Below are 17,048 nucleotides of genomic sequence, written 5' to 3' on the forward strand. Positions count from 1 at the left end.
ACTTCTCAACTCCTTTCATATGTGTACAGGTTCTTTATGGTCTCCGCCTCCACATTTTTCAAGTGTTCTTTTAACTTTTCAATAGCGCCTTCTTTATCGCCGCTGATGATTCTCTCTATGAGTTCTTTGTGTTCCCTGTTCGAAACGACGTATCTTTCGTTCAGATGCCTTACGAGGTCTATACGATCCCATATCTTTTCATACAAAGATATGATGAGATCATTCCCTGAGGCTCTGATGAAGAGTTTGTGTAGCCTTTCATCGGAATCGTCAAAAATCTCTCTCTTGGCGCTTTTCTCCACATCATCGATTTCTCCCTTTATCTCTAAAAGTTCTTCGGAACCAGCAATTTTATCGAAGTAATTTTCAAGACAGAAGACTTCCATCATGATTCTCGTTTCTATGGTTTCTCTTATGAATTTCTCATCGACGTCGGTTACAAAAAAACCAACCCTTGGAACCACCTTCACAAGACCCTCAGTTGCAAGCTGGAGAAGGGCATCCCGCACAGGAGTAAAGCTGATACCAAGTTTTTCGGAGAGTTCTCTCACGTTTAGTTTCTCTCCAAGCTTCAATTCGTGGTTCAGTATCATTTCTTTGAGAAGATTGTAGACCTTCGTTCTCACGAGGTCCACTTCGATTTTTTTCATCCTATCTCTCCTTCCTCCCAGTTGATGTGGAACACACCTTCTCTGTCTACTCTCTCAAAAGTGTGTGCTCCGAAGAAGTCTCTTTGAGCCTGTATGAGATTCGCCGGCAGTCTCTCTTCGGTAAGACTCATGAAGTAGTTGTAAGAGGAACTCAAAACAGGAACGGGGATTTCGTTCTCTATGGACGCCTTCAATATGTTCTTTAGAGAATCGATTTTGCCTTTCAATAGATTCATCACTTCTTCGTTCTCCAGCAAATACGCGTTCTCGTTAGATATGTACCTTCTGAGTGTGTCTATCAACTTCGCCCTTATGATACATCCACCCTTCCATATTCTGAGCACCTCCGAGAGGTTCACCCCATAGCCGAACTCTTTCGATGCTTCTGCGATCAACCACATGCCCTGAGAAAAGGCCATGAACATGGCAAAGAAGAGAGAGTTTCGGAGATCTCTCAAAAATTCCTCGCTACCCTGAGTAGCGCTTCTTCTCTTATTATACAGTTTCGAAAGCCTTGTTCTTATGTCTTTGAAATGGGAAATCACCCTTTCAACCACCGCCAGGTTTATGGAAGGGGTAGGTATTCCGAGGTCAAGGGCTGCCTGAGAAGTCCACTTTCCGGTTCCTTTCTGTTCTGCTCTGTCCAGTATCACGTCAACCATCGGCTTTCCCGTCTCTTCGTCTTTTCTTTTCAGGATCTTGTAGGTGATCTCCACGAGGAAGGAATTGAGTTCCCCAGAGTTCCACTCCTTGAAGATATCAGACATCTCATCGGTAGGAAGGTCCAGAACATCTCTCATGATGTGATAAATTTCCGCTATCGATTGCATGATGGCGTATTCTATTCCGTTGTGAACCATTTTCACAAAGTGCCCGGCGGATCTTTCCCCAACGTAGGTGCAGCAGGGGCCATCTTCCGTTTTTGCAGCGATCTTCAGGAGGATATCTTCGACCAGGCTGTACGCTTTTTTGCTTCCACCAGGCATGAGAGAGGGTCCATGGAGGGCTCCATACTCACCACCCGAAACTCCCATTCCAAGAAAGAGAAACCCTTTCTCTGTGAGATCTTTAAAGCGTCTTTCTGTGTCCAGATAATGAGAATTCCCGCCGTCTATGATCAAATCCCCCGGTTCGAGATAGGGAAGAAGCTGGGAAATAGTATCGTCAACAGGTTTTCCTGCTTTCACCATCAGAATGATCTTTCTTGGTCTCTCAAGGGATTCTACAAAATCTTTTATATCGTAGTGAGGTTCTATTTCCTCGCCCTTCACCCGATTTTTCACGAACTCTTCTGTTTTCTGGGCCGTTCGGTTGAAAACAGAGACTTTATAACCTTTTCTTGCGATGTTTAATGCAAGATTCTGTCCCATCACCGCAAGACCTATGAGACCTATGCTGGATTTCACAGGTATCACCTCCTAGAACGTGTGATAATTCCCAGTGACTGGTTGCTAGATTTTCACGATTTTTCAGCCACCGAATTTGCTACCCAGGAACATAGTAAACCATGGGACGTAGGTTACAAGTAGCAGTACAACTATCATAGCTATATAAAACGGCCAGATTGCTTTCATAACTTTTTCTATGGTTGTTTTCCCCACGGCGCATCCTACAAATAGTGTATTACCCACTGGTGGTGTACATAGGCCAATTGAAAGATTCAATAGCAAGATAATACCGAATTGTATGGGTGACCATCCCAATTGTGTGACTATTGGCAGCAAAACAGGAGTGACTATAAGAATCAAAGGAGCCATGTCCATAATCATTCCCAAAACCAAGAGCACACCATTAATTAATAACATTAGAAGATATTTATTGTCGGTTATTTGGAGAAGTCCATGCGCAACGGTGTACGGTATTCTTAAATACGCCATAATGTAACTGAAAGCGGAAGCATTGGCTATTAAAAACAACACTTGTGCAATTGTTAGAGTAGCGTTTTTGAAAACGGTCACCAAACTTTTGAGATTCAAACTCCTATAAACAAATAGAGTTATCACCATGGCATAAACCACAGCAACTACTGATGCCTCCGTGGCAGTGAATATACCAGCAACGATTCCTACTATGATGATGATAGCTACCAAGAGACCAAGAATCGAGTTTCTGGCAATTCGAAGAGCTTCTTTCAGGGGTACTTTCTCTGCCCTAGGATAATTTTCTTTCTGGCGATTATGTAAGCCACGATCATCTGAGCAATACCGACCATTATACCAGGAATATATCCCGCCATGAAAAGAGCACCTATGGAAACTCCTCCCGCAGCCAAAGAATAGATTATCATGTTGTGACTAGGAGGAATTATAATGCCTTGCGTAGACGAAGTAACGGTGACAGCCACGGAAAATTCTCTGTCATAACCTTCTTTTTCCATGGCTGGTATCAAAATGGCTCCTATTGAAGACACGTCCGCAACTGACGATCCAGAAACTCCTCCAAAAAACATACTTGCAACGATGTTAACCATTGCAAGTCCTCCACGTATGCGTCCAACTATCAGTTTCGAAAATTCAACTATTTGGCTTGCAATACCTCCTTCTGACATTATTTGGCCTGCCAGTATGAAAAAAGGTATAGCAGTTAATGAGAAGGAATTTATACCAGCACTTATCTTCTGGAATATAATCATAGCGGGAACTTTCAAGTAAAACGCTGTGATCAACGCAGAAAAACCTAAAGACAAAGAAATTGGGACCCCTATCATTAGTGTAAGAAAGAAATTAGATAAGAGAAGAATGGTTCCCGCTGAGTTGTGTTGAAGATTGCTTACTATGGGAAGATTCAAAAGAAAGGCTATATCAATCCCTAGTAACGAGAAAAGGGCTATAAACACTAGCAGTCTGGAAATTATTTTTGCCTTCATCATTTTCTCGCTCCCCTTGTTTTTTCTGATAGGAGAAAATATTCCAATACTTTCACAGCGACGCTAAAGATAATCAATACTCCACATATTGAAGCTGGCATATACATCCAAACAACAGAGATCCCGGTGGCTGGTAATTTATTGGGCAAACGAATCGCTAAAATATAACTGTACTTTGCCATTACATAACCGTAGTATCCTACAACGAGTAACACAGCTATTTCGCATACTTTTCTCATCAACAATGGCAATGTACTTAAAAACAGCTCCACTTTCATGTGAATACCTCTTCTAACACCAATGCCTGCCGTCAAGAGAGAAACCCATATCATTACAAGAAGCGTGGTTTCTTCGCTCCAAGTAGGTGGCTTATTGAACACATATCGAGCTACAACTTGATAGAAAGTTGTTCCAACCATGAAAAAAAACCCGCTGTGGAAAAACCCAAAACAACGTTTTCAATGATTTTATCAATTGTGTTTATAATTTTTCCTATGTTTTCTTTCATTCAAGCTACCTCCTTGAAGAGTATTAAGCAATAAACCCCAGTCGGTTTTTAAACCGACCGGGGTTTATTCATATCTAGAAATCATTTAACTGCCTGTATTCTCTTGATCAAATCTTTGTATTCAGGATATTTATCGTACAAAGGTTGAACAGCCTTTTGGAAAAGCGTGACGTCTGGATAGAATATCTTAGCACCACCTTCTTGTACTTTTTCTAAAGCCATCTCTTCCCATTGATTTCATAGATACTTCTCATATTCGGCAGAAGCTAAAGCAGCTGTTTTAAATATGAGTTTTTCTTCATCAGTTAACTTGTCCCAGAGAACTTTTGACACTACGACAACTTCTGGAATCCTTGTATGACCGTCAAGACTGTAATAAGGTGCCACTTCAAAATGCCTTGTTTCATAGTAGCTCGGAGGATTGTTTTCTGCCCCATCGATCACACCTGTTTGGAGAGCTGTATAAACTTCTTCAAATGCCATTGGTACAGGAGATGCTCCAAGAGTCTTCATGAGTTCAATCATAACAGGATTCTTTTGAACACGTATTTTTAGACCTTTCAGATCTTCAGGCTTAAGAATAGGTTTCTTGACTGTGTAGAAATTCCTCGCTCCAGCGTCATAGTAGCACAGACCTACTAGACCTACTTCTTCAAGTCCCTTCAGGAGCTCTTCACCAATGGGTCCCTCCAGAACTTTCCACATATGCTCCTGATCTCTGAAAATGTAAGGCATTGAAAGAACTCCTATAGGAGGATAAAACGTGACAATTGGTGAAACCGAAACTCTGTTAATGTCAATGGCTCCAAGAATAGTTTGTTCAATAGTTTCTTTTTCTGAACCAAGCTGAGCACTTGGATAGACTTCAATCTTATACTTTCCGTTCGTCATGATTTCAATGATCTTACCCATGAACTTCAAAGCTTCAACAGTAGGATATCCCTCGGCGTGGTCATCTGCTGCTTTTAGAATGATGGGATCAGCAAACAAAGAGATACTCACTATAACCAGAAGTGTAACGAAAAGCATAAGCAACTTTCGCATACTTCCACCTCCTGTAAGATATGTGATGTTTTAAGCGTCACCAGATTATGATTGTACCAAAACGATTACAAAAGTCCAAGAAATGAAATAAAAAGATTTCAAAGATTATTCGGTGATATTCATCAATAATCGCTGTTAATAAAAGATAATCAAAAATATTCTGGCACAGTCCGTGATGCTCTGGTTATTCAACGAGACATCGTTCCAACAGAAGAAGCAGCGATGATCTCCATGATCTTTTCAGGAGTGGTTTCTGATTTCTCAAGGTCACCTATTTTTTCTCCTTTTTCAAGTAACACGAATCTGTCGGCCACTTCATAGACATGATATATATTGTGAGTAATGAAAATGACAGCTATTCCCCTTCTCTTGGCCTCAAGTATATGCTCCAGCACCCTTTGAGTCTCTCCAACCGAGAGGGCAGCTGTGGGCTCGTCGAGTATCAACAACTTGGCACCAAAATGAATGGCCCTTGCAATTGCTATCGCTTGTCTTTCACCACCAGATAGGAAAGCAACTGTTTCATCGGGAGATCTCACAAATATTCCTATGTCTTTCAGGGCTTCTATGGTGATCTTCTTCATCCTTTTAACATCCAGTGTTCCGAACGGACCTTTCATAACCTCTCGCCCCAGAAAGAAATTCCTCCAAATAGGCATCAAATTGACCAGGGCAAGGTCCTGATAAACTGTTTCTATGCCAAGCTTTCGGGAATCCCAGGGTGATTTGAAAGAAACTTTTCTCCCTTCAAAATATATTTCCCCCTCATCCGGCCGATAATACCCAACAAGTATCTTGATCAACGTTGACTTTCCTGCTCCATTGTCTCCGAGTAAACCCACTATTTCATTCCTTTTCACCCAAAAGTCCACACCTTTTAAAGCCTGAACCCTCCCAAAGCTCTTTTTGATACCACGCATTTCCACAAGATACTCACTCATCCTGCCACCTTCTTTCTTATCCTGGCGTTTATTATAGCGGCAACTATTAAAATGACTCCTATAAAGGCTCTATACCAGTAAGCAGGAGCCCCTGCCAGAACTAGACCACTTCGAACCATCCCTATCATGAATGCCCCTATAAAGGTGCCTAGGACACTTCCAAATCCCCCTGACAAAAGGGTGCCGCCGATTACAGCAGAAGCTATGGCTTCCAGTTCCATTCCCTGTCCCAGAGTGGGATCAACTATCTTGAATCTCCCAAAAGTAGTAATCCCAGCCAGCCCTGCTAGAAGACTGCTGATAATGAAATTTACAATTTTCACTCTGTCTGTTGGTATTCCCAGAGCCTTTGCCGCGCCAAGATTACCACCTGTTGCAAAGACCCAGTTTCCATAGCGGGTCCTCTCAAGTATTATCCAGAAAACAATCGCCAGGATTATAAACCAAACACCTGAATATCTTAATCCACCCGCTATACTGCCTCCAAATATGTTAAGAACCCTGCTGTTTCTTTCAAGCATTATGGGAAATCCGCCGGTAACGGCTAGAAGAATTCCTCTCCAGAACATCATAGTTCCAAGGGTGGTGATGAACGAAGGAATACCTGTTTTCAACGTGACAATACCGTTTAACAGTCCCAAGGACGCTCCCAAAAGCAACGATATTATCAAGGCTATGACATCGGGTTGCCCTTTGTTTATAAGTATTGCCATAGCCATTGGTACCACAGCATATACAGAACCCACGGAAAGATCAAATTCCCCTGATATCATAAGGAGGGTTATTCCAATAGCAACTATCCCTAACTCCGAAGCCATAGTAAAAATTGAAGCGAGGTTATCCATGCTCAGGAATCGATCTGATAAAACAGAAAACAAAATGAAGAAGACCACTATTCCCACGATTGCTCCCAATTCCTTCATAAGAGGAAACCTGATCATCAACGATTTGGAGCCAGAGTGACTGACGTTTATCATGATTTTCTCCCCCTTAATAGACGATACCGGGGGGAGACCCCCCGTGAATCAGATTATCTGTAACCTTCTCTGACCGTTTTTTCCACAACGTCCACGTTGCTTTTGTCGACGATAGAAGGACCAGTGAGCACCTTTTCATGTGGTATAAGACCGTATTCCTTGTATAAGTAGAGGAAAACAACGGGTAGATAACCCTGGAGATACTGCTGTTGGTCTATGGTGAAAAGCACAGTACCATCTTTTATAGCTTCTATGATCTTGGTTGTAAGATCTATGGCTCCTATCTTCACTTTTCCTTTTAAACCTTCCTCTTCAACAAGTTGAATGGCAGGATGCGCTCCCAATGGCCCAAGAGTGAAAATGGCATCGGTATCAGGATGCTTCATGAGATAACTCTTCATAATGCTCAGTGCTTTCGTGGGGTCTGTTGTGATATCAAGCTTTTCAACAGGAATGTTCTTTTCGGAGAGAACATCCATAATACCCTTGGCTCTTGCTTCCAAACCAGCGTGTCCAGGTTCGTGAATGGCAATAACAGCTCTTTTTGGAGTGAACTCCTGTAACATTCTCCTGGCAGCATAAACTCCTGCTAGATATTCATCCATACCAACGTAAACCAGGTACGGTATAGCCTCTTCAGGTGGCCTTGTATCCGGCACGTTTATTGCTACCACCGGAATACCCATTTTTATAGCCTTTCTCAGAGGCTCATCCAGAGCCACGGGATTGGTTATTGTAACTATCAAACCGTCCGGTTTCCTGGCAATAGTGCTGTTTACAAGATCAATGAACTCTTTCAAAGAATATTTCTCTGGCCCGAGGTAAACCGTTTCTACTCCATATTTTTCACCAGCATCCTTTAAACCCTTCATAACCACTGCCCAAAACGGATCAGCAGGTCCTCCATGCGAGACAAGATAGAACGTGTACTTCGAGAATCCAAAAACAGCCAGTACTACCATCAGGAAGATCAAGACCCTTCTCATACGACTCCTCCCTTTATGAGATGTGTGATATTTCATAAGGAATTCTACCACATGGTTACGCCAAGGTAAAATTTCAACGTAGTAGTATACAAAAATTTTTAACCGTTATTCAAGAATATCTGGACCTCTTCTGACAAAATAGTGTTTCACAAAAGTTTTCGATGAGTGTTGTTGTTTGCTGCCAGGATGAGACGTCTTCTCAGAAGGTTGAGAGAGTCCGCGTACTCGTCTGCAAACCTGTCCATGGAGTTTATCTCCAGAATAACGATCCCGCTAAAATCGGATTCTCTTATTATCTTAAGAACTCTGTTGTAGGGGATATCTCCTTCCCCGATGGGAAGGTGGAGATCCCCTATTCCGTACACGAACCTGAAGGCTTCAACATCGGGTATTTGCTGGTACGTTTGGGGAGACTCACCGAAATTGTCACTGACGTGGAGTTCCACAGCGTAAGGCAGACCCTTTTTCAACTCCTCATAGAAGTTAAGGCCTCGATAGCTTGTGAGTATGAACAGGTGTCCGATGTCTATGGTGAGTCTCACGTTCGGATGGTTCACTTGCTTCACCAGTTCCAGAACTTCAGAGACAGGATGCTGGACGTTTTCTATACCAATAACAATACCTTTTTCTTTTGCTAGGTTCGCCAGTTCCCGAAGGGCCAGGATCTCCGCTCGACGCTGTATTCTCTCTGGGACGTCGATGGAATGATCCACCTCATTGTAATGATAAACGATGACTTCAGCGTTTATCTCCCCAGCAAACTCTATAACCGCCTCCATCACTCTGTAATGCCAGGGATTTGTCTTTCTCTTGAGATTTATCACGTCCGGTGCGTGCACCGTGTACCTGAAGTTGTAGTTGGAGAGTATCTCTTTTACCCTCTCAAGCCTTTTCTTTATGATGCGTCCTCTTGCTATCACATTGAGTCCGGCGGCGGGAATTTCTACGTAGTCAAACCCAATACTTTTGAAGAACTCCAGTTCACTCACCAGTCTCTTTATCGATCCGTTCACTCTCCTTGTATCGACGTTCGTTCCAATACCTTTTACCATCCCCTGCACCTTCTTTTTTATAAGATCGTCTCCTCCGTTTCCGGGTTGAAAAGATGAATCTTCTCCAAGTGCGGAACAAGAAACACCTTTTCTCCAACAGAGGGGATCTTCGCCGGGTCTCCAAACACTTTCACGAGTTCTCCCCTGTCAGTTTGTACGTTCACTATTATATCTCTTCCAAGGGGCTCGACCACATAAACAGTGCCAGGGATTGCGTTCTCTTGTTTGTTATGAACCACTTCACAGTGTTCCGGTCTTATACCAACGACCACCTCTTTCAGGTTCGTTTCTAACTCTTTTGGAATCTTCAAAACCACATCGTCTCTTTTCAGGATGGTCTGTCCTTTTTCCACCTCCACAGAAAAACCCTTCAGGAAATTCGTCGGGGGATTACCTATAAATGAGGCAACGAACATGTTCTTAGGGTTTTCGTATATCTCATCTGGTGTTCCGTACTGAACGAGCTTTCCCTGGTTGAAGACCGCTATTCTCGATGCCATTGTCATCGCTTCTGCCTGGTCGTGCGTCACATAGACGGAAGTGATACCGAGTTCCTGCTGAAGATGCCTGATCTCTGCCCTCATGAGCATCCTCAGATTCGCATCGAGATTCGAGAGAGGCTCATCGAAAAGGAGTGCCTTCGGTTGCTTCACCAGTGCCCTTGCAAGTGCTACCCTCTGCTGTTGACCACCGGAGAGTTGAGAAGGTCTTCTTTCAAGAAGATTGTCTATGAGGAGTTTTCGAGCGATTTCAACGACTCTCTTTTCTATCTCCTCTTTTGGTGTTTTTCTTGCTCTCAGGGGAAAGGCGATGTTTTCAAAAACGGTCATGTGAGGATAGAGCGCATAGTTCTGGAAAACCATTCCCACTTCTCTGTATTTCGGTGGAACGTCGTTGACCAGCACATCGTCGAAGTATATCTCACCGGACGTGGGTTTGTAGATGCCAGCGAGCGTCAGAAGCGTAGTGGTTTTGCCGCAACCGGACGGACCGAGCAACGCAACGAACTCTCCATCCTTCACTTCAAAACTCACACCATCAACCGCTTTCACTTTCCCAAAGTACTTCTTCAAATTCACAACCCTGATGCTGGGCATTATCCTTTCACTCCCCCGATGGTCAGTTTTATCATGTGTTTGCTGACGAAGAAAAAGAAGATGATCGTTGGTATCATGTAGAACAATCCCACGGCAGTCACAAGCCCGTAGTCTGCGAATCTGTAGTCTCCGATGAACCCTTTTACGTACTTTGAGAGTGTCCACAGGTTCTGCGAGAAGATGAACGTGTTCACGAAAACGAATTCAGACCATCCGGAAAGGAAAGCAAAGATGGCCGTAACGGCGATCCCTGGTTTTACAAGTGGAAGAAGAATCTTTCTCCACACCTCGAATCTGCTGTAGCCATCAACAAGGCCTGCCCACTCGAGTTCCCAGGGAATACCATCGTAAAACCCCTTCATAATCCAGGTGCCCCACGGCACTTCCAGAGAGGCTTTGAGGAGTATCACTCCCCAGAGGGTATCCAGCAGTCTAAGCGTCCAGAGGAGGTAAAACACAGCTGTCATGAGAGATATTGCCGGAAAAGCATGAAGTGCAAGAATGAACTTCATCATAGAGGACCTTCCAGGAAAATCGTACCTTGAGAGTGCATACCCACCAAGGCTTGTGATCAACACCTCAATTCCCATCACACCGAGTGCTAGCAGAGCGGTGTTCAGCGTGGTTTGCCAGATGTTCGGATATCCCTTGATCTCCTGCCAGAGGAATCTCCAGTTTTTCAGGGTGAGCTTCGTGGGGACAAAGCCGTTCACCAGATCCTCGCTGAAAGATCTCAGAATGAGCCAGACGTACCCCACCAGAATCGGTGAGGTTATGAGAAAAAGCACGAGGATTATCACAAAATTTCTGATTTTTTCCGAATTTTTTTGCCAGAACGAGAGTTTCATCATTCCACCTCGACCTTCGGTTTTTCCATGAGAGATTCAAAACCGAAGAACTTCATGTAGACAAGAGCAGAAACCACACCTATGATAACGAGGATGATCGAAAGGGCTGCACCGTAGCCGAATCTGAAGTGTGAAAAGGCGTTGTGGTACGTGTAGAGTGCCCACACCTCTGTTCTGTAAACGGGTCCACCGTCCGTGATGATGAGTATGTATTCAAAAGAGGCAAGAAGGGAAAGTGTCTGGTATGCAGTCACGAAGAGAAGATGCCACTTTATCAGAGGAAGGGTGATTCTCCTCACCACCATAAACCAACTCGCTCCATCGATACGGGCTGCCCTGTAGTAATCTTCTGGTATGGATTTTATCGCCGCTGTGAAGACAAGCATTCCCATCGAAGCACCTATGAAACCGTTTGCGAAGATCACCATCCACATAGGAGCACTGTGAAGCCAGTCCTGTGGAGGAAGGCCGAAGAGTCCCCGTATGAAGTTCACAAGTCCGTACTCTGTGGGATCGAACATCCAGAGCCAGAGGAGTCCATAAACAACAGACGGCGTGAGTCTTGGAAGCATCCAGAGAGTCCTGAAGAAGTTACCCCATCTATCGCTGATCGACGTTGTGAGAAGTGAAATAAGAAGGGCCGTTCCAAGGTTGAAAAGTCCCAACGTACCGAAAGTGTATATGAAGGTGTTCGCTATCACACGTGGAATAATGAAATCCGTGGAAATATCCCTGAAATTCTGAAACCCCACGAAATTCCATACGAACGAATAGTCCATGTCTGTGAACGCGATCACTACGGTGAGAACAACAGGGATCACAAAGAAAATGATCACGAAGGCAAGAAGAGGAAAAAGCAAAAGTAACGGCTTCAGTCTTTTCACCCTGTTCACCCCACAAAAGGAGTGAGGGAAACCCCCTCACTCCACGATCACAACCCTATCTTTCAGCTGGGACTTCAGCCTTTTTGCAACGTCTTCTGCCACCTTCTCTGGATCCATACCGCTTTCGGCCATCTGCATTCCTTCGAAGATGATCTGGGTGTAGAGGTTGAACATGTCATCGTTTGGAATGAAACCGGAGTACGGCAAAAGCTTCGTTCCTTCCACCATGATAAATTCCTTGGTGTACTCAGGAAGCACCGTTTGCTGCCATCTGATCGGCAGGTGCCCGCTCTCAACAGCGTGTCTCATGTTGAGTTCCGGTGCAGAAGCCAAGGTTATGAGCAAGAATGCAATGTCTGGGTATTTACTCGTGCTCGGGATCATGTAAACGATTGGATGGGACAGGGTGTTCGGCCTTCCTCTGCCTTTGAACTTCGGAACAGGAGCGAGGATGAACATGTCCTGCAGTTCTTCCTCTGTCTTTCCGTAATCTTTCTTCCATTCAGCCCAGTTCCATGTACCACCCATCCATGCCAGGACCTTTCCGCTCGTGACATCCTTGTGAACAGAGGTCCACGGTGTTCCTATCATGTTCTTTGGAAGAATCTTGTAGGTGTTCGCAAGGTCGTAGAGGAGCTTGAAGTAGTCTTTCATCTCTTTTACGTTGTAAACGAACACAGCCTTTTCCTCATCGTAGAAGTCGATACCCATGCTGATCATGAGCTGGTAGTAGTCGATACCTGCTTTCGGTCTGTGGTAGAGTCCCCACTCCACAAGACCCTTTTCAACGGCTTCTTTTGCCACTTCAATGAAGTCTTCAAAGGTGAACTCTCCCCTGGCGATCCTGTCTGGCAGAGAGTTGATTTCTTCATCCGACCAGCCGAGTTTTTTCAAGACCTGCTTGTTGATGTAGAAAGGTCTTGCTTCTGTGTCCTGTGGGATTCCGTAGATCTTTCCTTTGTACTTGGTAGCCTCCCAGAGCGATGGAATGAAGTCATAGTACTCCTCGTCCCAGTACTTCTTCACATAGTCGTCTAGAGGAATGATGTAACCCGCTTTCGCCCAGGCTCCTATGTCGTCGTGACCGGAACAGATGATGTCCACTACCTGACCAGACTTGATTCCAAAGACAACCTTCTGCTTGAAAGAACTCCAATCCGTCGTATCAAAGTAGCCATCGACTTTGACGGTGAGATCGACTCCAAGGTCCTTCAGAATCTTGTTCAGCCTCTCTGCAGCTGTTTTCAGATTGTCAAACCTGTAGTAAGATGGATTATCGGGTCCCACGGTCCACGCGGTGATGGTGATCTCTTCTGCGAACATCAAAAGACCTATGGTCAAGATGATCACAAGTAGAAGCTTTCTCATACTTTCACCCCCCGTTTTATTAATTTTATCACTATTTTTTCAATTTCCGTTAAAAAACATCAAATTTCTTTCCTGTAGGCTCGGAAGGTCAGGTGCAGTGCTACCCATTGTAATAGAAAAGCCATCTCAGGTTGATTTTTACTCCCACAACTAAAGAGTATGAGCAATCGTCCTGTTTATCATTAATCAAGACTGCCCTCATTGTGTTACTACAAGTTAACAATTAGTTCTTTTAGAGTCCTGAAGGCAACCTCCGCAGCCTTTTCCATCCCTCCCGGAAGAGGAAGACACTCAACGGAGATGTATCCATCGTAGCCAATCTCTTTCAGGGTTTTGAAAGTGCTTTCAAAATCAAAGTGTCCGCATCCCGGTGCCCATCGGTTGCTGTCTGCCACATGGAAGTGGTACAGTTTCTTTCCCGCTACTTTCAGACTCTCTGAAATGTTTACCTCCTCTATGTTCATGTGGAAGGTGTCTGCGAGAATTCCCACCCTGTCAGAGTTGATTTTTTCAATCACCCTCAGTGCCTCTTCAACGGTGTTTATGAAATCTGACTCGTACCTGTTGAGAGGCTCTATGACGAATCTCACTTCTTTTGTATCGCTCAGTAAAGAGTTCATACTTTCAAGGAAGAGTTTTTCTACCTCTCGATATGGCCTTCCTTCCCTTTTTCCACGAACAAGGCCGATAATAACAAATGCTCCGAATGACTCTGCAACTTCCGCATGTTTCTTGACCCTCTCGATCGACTTTTTTCTGATCTTCTCATCCGGATGTGTTAGAGAAAGCCCATCAGCGAGGAACGCCTGACCAGTTCCTATGGCACAGATAGGAAGACTCAGCTCCTTTGAGAGCCTGGCTACCTCGTTCCAATCCACAACAGAAGGGTCTCTGACAGCGATCTCCACCGCCTGATAGCCGATTCTTTTTGCAAGTTCCATTCCTTTTTTCAGGTCTCCTTTGAAAGCCAGTGCGTCAAAGGCAGCATCAGAGGTGCTGATTACCAGAGAGAGTTTCAACATCATCCCTCCTCAAAGGTCCTGGATGTCTCATCTTAACAGAAGTAACCCTTGCTGCAAACCGTGTGGCCTCATCCACACTCATTCCTTTGAAGAGAAAAGCAACGAGAAACGCGGCTGTACACGTGTCGCCTCTTCCTGTTCGCCCCTCCAGAGTCCATCCTTCAAAGGGTGCTTCATGAAACTCTCCATCGAACACAAGAACACCGGCGGAGTGAGTTGCAAGTACAATCCTGGTCCCGAAGGAGCCGATGATTCTACACGCATCTTTTAGATCCTTTGTTCCTGTCAGAACCGCTGCTTCTTTGATATCGACCTTGAAGAGATCAAAAAATCTCAGGTGTTCTTTTTTTCTCCAGTCTCTGTAGACGAGTTTTCCGTTTTCTGGGGCTCTGACAAAACCCTGTGCGTCTCCAGATAGAAAATCCACCTTTTCGCGCAATTTTGTTATGAGCTCTTCTGGAAACTCACCGTACCACAGGGGATTCACGTGGCAAACCTTTCCTTCAACGTGCAGAAGATCCTCCTCTGTGAACGGATCAGCTGCCGAAATCAGAAAACTTTCCCTTTCGTCTGGACTGGTTCCATACCTGTTCTCTATGCTGGTTGTCCTGGTACTTTCCAGAAAGACCACTTCAACTCCGTTTTCACGTAAAAACTCAAAGTGTACGATATCTTCCCTTGCACACTTTGTAACCACCTTCGCTTTCACCCCAAGAAGAGCTGCGGTGATAGAACCAGCCACCACTCCTCCACCGTACGCTGTTTCCTCTTTTCCATGTATCACGTTGATGTCCTTCGACACGTGTCCAATGAAGGTGATCATGGAATCACCTCTTCCAATCTCACGGCCCTTTTTTCTTCCAGAGATTTCTTTGCAGCGTATCCCAGCAGAAGAGCCATTCTCCCGTCCTCTCCACTCACGGCCGGTGGTTCGTTCTCTGCTACGTTTTTAACGAACGTTTTCAACTCTTCCAGATACGACTCTCTGTACCTTTCCAGGAAGAAGTAGAGATACTTCGAACCGTGGTCACCCTGTTCATCTGTGAGCATGGTGGTGTCTTCTCTGATGTTGTCGACGGTGATTTTCCCTTTTGTTCCAAAGACCTCCAGTCTCTGATCGTAACCATAAACAGCCTTTCTGGAGTTGTCTATCACCCCGAGAGCCCCGCTTCTGAAACGCAGAACGACCACGGCTGTGTCCACGTCCCCTGCTTTTCCTATCTCCTCGTCCACAAGCACAGATCCACTGGCGTAGACCTCTTCCACTTCCTCACCCATTATGTAGCGCGCCATATCGAAGTCGTGTATGGTCATGTCGAGGAATATTCCTCCTGAGACCTTCACGTACTCTATCGGGGGTGGCTCAGGATCCCGGCTCGTTATCTTCAAAACATGGGGTGTCCCTATCTTTCCTTCCTCTACTGCTTCTTTTACCTTTTTGAAATTCCTGTCGAATCTTCTGTTGAATCCAACAAAGAGGATCCTTCCAGCCTCTTTCATTGCCTCTATCATCCTGTCCACTTCCACCAGATCCAGGGAGAGGGGTTTCTCGCAGAACACGTGTTTTCTTGCTCTGGCACATTCAAGGACAAGTGGTGCGTGCGTGTTGGTACTGGAACAGATCATCACCGCTTCCACTTCTGGATCACGTATGAGGTCCTCCGGGCTGGCAAAGACCTTTTTCACCTTCAACTTCTCGGCCACTTCCTTTGCTCTTTCAATCCTTATATCGGACACCGCCACCAGTTCCACGTCTTCCAGGAGTTTTGCGTTTTCGGCATGTATCGTTCCTATGCGCCCCAGACCGATTATTCCAAGTTTCACGGTCTCATCCCCACAGGTTCCCAGCCGTGTACAGGTTCCTCCAGCCTTCCGTAAGTGGCTCTTTTGTGAGTGCATCGAGTTCTTCCTTTGGCCTCTGAGACAGCATCTCCGCAGGTGGCAGTTTCCCCGGCGGGAACCTTTCCATGATGTCCCTCACGAGTTTTTCCAGGTAATCCAGAAGGGCTTCAACTCCTTCCTTGGCCTTGTCCGCAGACGCAAGGGTTGCCTTTCCTACAACCCCCTCAGGATACGCCACAACCTCTATGGGACCTCCCCCTACGTGTCCGTACCATGCAATGGGTCTGTGAAGGAGATTTCCCGCCTTGTCTATGTGTCCTTCCGGTAGGAACCCTTTCGGCTCTGTGTCGACAGCCCATTCCTGGTGCATGAGTTCCGGAAAGAGCGCAAGGCTCCATGACGTCTCCACTTCGTCTGCGTGAATGAACGGTGTTTCGTAGGGGCCGCCTTCTTCCTTCGTCTTGAACTTGTCCTGTATGGCGTGATACCAGTTCAGATTGATGATGATGGCAGGAACCTGGAAAATCTTTGCGAACTTGTGAATGGCTACAGGAATCACGAACTCCTGGCCATGGCCGTTCAGAAGGATCTGCTTTCTGAAACCAGTGTTCCAGAATCCTGCTATGACGCTCACAAGATAGTCTATGAACGCCTCATCTTTTACTGGAACCGTTCCTGGCATTCCTATGTGGTGGTACGGATGGTATCCATACCAGATGGGCTCTGCAACTGTACAACCTGTTTTCAATGCGACCTGCTCGGCCATCCTCGTGACGAGGAAGGTATCTTCTCCTGTTGGTGCATTTGGTCCGTGGTTTTCCGTGCTTCCCACAGGGATTATTATGAGGTCACATTCCTTTAGTCTTTCCTTTATCTGTTTCATCGTCATCGTCTGATAATAGACACCCGTTGGTCTTTCCATGTGACCTCCCTCAGGTGGTATCTGCCACTTACCCATAACTC

At 45.2% G+C, this 17,048-nt stretch carries 16 protein-coding genes and 1 pseudogene; all 17 read right to left on the reverse strand.

Going from position 1 to position 17,048, the window contains the following annotated elements; genetic code table 11:
- Positions 1 to 5 precede the first annotated feature (5 nt).
- The gene (locus tag CELL2_RS02515) at positions 6 to 650 is read right to left on the reverse strand and encodes a GntR family transcriptional regulator (protein WP_012310576.1); all 645 of its coding nucleotides are present in this window, start codon (positions 648 to 650) and stop codon (positions 6 to 8) included.
- Complete coding sequence (gene gndA / locus CELL2_RS02520; protein ID WP_038033579.1) at positions 647 to 2,056, reverse strand: NADP-dependent phosphogluconate dehydrogenase; 1,410 nt, start codon at positions 2,054 to 2,056, stop codon at positions 647 to 649. Before gndA ends, CELL2_RS02515 begins: the two co-directional genes overlap by 4 nt.
- 63 nt (positions 2,057 to 2,119) lie before the next feature.
- A pseudogene (locus CELL2_RS09885) lies at positions 2,120 to 3,519 on the reverse strand (TRAP transporter large permease).
- Positions 3,516 to 3,935 (reverse strand): TRAP transporter small permease, encoded by a 420-nt coding sequence (locus tag CELL2_RS02530; RefSeq protein ID WP_235231267.1) that lies wholly within the window; start codon positions 3,933 to 3,935, stop codon positions 3,516 to 3,518. Before CELL2_RS02530 ends, CELL2_RS09885 begins: the two are co-directional and overlap by 4 nt.
- Positions 3,936 to 4,261: 326 nt before the next feature.
- Positions 4,262 to 5,068 carry a TRAP transporter substrate-binding protein gene (locus CELL2_RS02535; protein WP_235231268.1) on the reverse strand — a complete coding sequence of 269 codons (807 nt, stop codon included), beginning with the start codon at positions 5,066 to 5,068 and terminating at the stop codon, positions 4,262 to 4,264.
- A gap of 188 nt (positions 5,069 to 5,256) precedes the next feature.
- Positions 5,257 to 6,009 carry an ATP-binding cassette domain-containing protein gene (locus CELL2_RS02540; protein WP_012895863.1) on the reverse strand — a complete coding sequence of 251 codons (753 nt, stop codon included), beginning with the start codon at positions 6,007 to 6,009 and terminating at the stop codon, positions 5,257 to 5,259.
- Complete coding sequence (locus CELL2_RS02545) at positions 6,006 to 6,986, reverse strand: ABC transporter permease (protein WP_012895862.1); 981 nt, start codon at positions 6,984 to 6,986, stop codon at positions 6,006 to 6,008. Before CELL2_RS02545 ends, CELL2_RS02540 begins: the two co-directional genes overlap by 4 nt.
- A gap of 53 nt (positions 6,987 to 7,039) precedes the next feature.
- The gene (locus tag CELL2_RS02550) at positions 7,040 to 7,972 is read right to left on the reverse strand and encodes a sugar ABC transporter substrate-binding protein (protein ID WP_038033576.1); all 933 of its coding nucleotides are present in this window, start codon (positions 7,970 to 7,972) and stop codon (positions 7,040 to 7,042) included.
- A gap of 146 nt (positions 7,973 to 8,118) precedes the next feature.
- A complete protein-coding gene (locus tag CELL2_RS02555) occupies positions 8,119 to 9,024 on the reverse strand; it encodes a TIM barrel protein (protein WP_038033574.1) in 906 nt (301 codons plus the stop codon).
- A gap of 17 nt (positions 9,025 to 9,041) precedes the next feature.
- A complete protein-coding gene (locus CELL2_RS02560) occupies positions 9,042 to 10,121 on the reverse strand; it encodes an ABC transporter ATP-binding protein (protein ID WP_038033572.1) in 1,080 nt (359 codons plus the stop codon).
- Positions 10,121 to 10,969 carry a carbohydrate ABC transporter permease gene (locus tag CELL2_RS02565; protein ID WP_011943137.1) on the reverse strand — a complete coding sequence of 283 codons (849 nt, stop codon included), beginning with the start codon at positions 10,967 to 10,969 and terminating at the stop codon, positions 10,121 to 10,123. The genes CELL2_RS02560 and CELL2_RS02565 overlap by 1 nt, the downstream gene beginning before the upstream one ends.
- Positions 10,969 to 11,853 (reverse strand): carbohydrate ABC transporter permease, encoded by an 885-nt coding sequence (locus tag CELL2_RS02570; RefSeq protein ID WP_011943138.1) that lies wholly within the window; start codon positions 11,851 to 11,853, stop codon positions 10,969 to 10,971. Before CELL2_RS02570 ends, CELL2_RS02565 begins: the two co-directional genes overlap by 1 nt.
- Positions 11,854 to 11,889: 36 nt before the next feature.
- Entirely contained in the window at positions 11,890 to 13,221 is a 1,332-nt protein-coding gene (locus CELL2_RS02575) for an ABC transporter substrate-binding protein (protein ID WP_011943139.1), read from the reverse strand.
- Between the two features lie 209 nt (positions 13,222 to 13,430).
- The gene (gene iolO, locus CELL2_RS02580) at positions 13,431 to 14,240 is read right to left on the reverse strand and encodes a 5-keto-L-gluconate epimerase (protein WP_012895857.1); all 810 of its coding nucleotides are present in this window, start codon (positions 14,238 to 14,240) and stop codon (positions 13,431 to 13,433) included.
- Positions 14,209 to 15,066, reverse strand: a complete 858-nt coding sequence (locus CELL2_RS02585) for a PfkB family carbohydrate kinase (RefSeq protein ID WP_008191991.1) — start codon at positions 15,064 to 15,066, stop codon at positions 14,209 to 14,211. The genes iolO and CELL2_RS02585 overlap by 32 nt, the downstream gene beginning before the upstream one ends.
- Complete coding sequence (iolG, locus tag CELL2_RS02590) at positions 15,063 to 16,067, reverse strand: inositol 2-dehydrogenase (RefSeq protein ID WP_008191990.1); 1,005 nt, start codon at positions 16,065 to 16,067, stop codon at positions 15,063 to 15,065. Before iolG ends, CELL2_RS02585 begins: the two co-directional genes overlap by 4 nt.
- 4 nt (positions 16,068 to 16,071) lie before the next feature.
- Entirely contained in the window at positions 16,072 to 17,043 is a 972-nt protein-coding gene (gene iolN, locus CELL2_RS02595) for a 3-dehydro-scyllo-inosose hydrolase (RefSeq protein ID WP_008191988.1), read from the reverse strand.
- Positions 17,044 to 17,048 lie beyond the last annotated feature (5 nt).

It is taken from the genome of Thermotoga sp. Cell2 (assembly GCF_000789375.1).
Lineage (GTDB): Bacteria > Thermotogota > Thermotogae > Thermotogales > Thermotogaceae > Thermotoga > Thermotoga petrophila.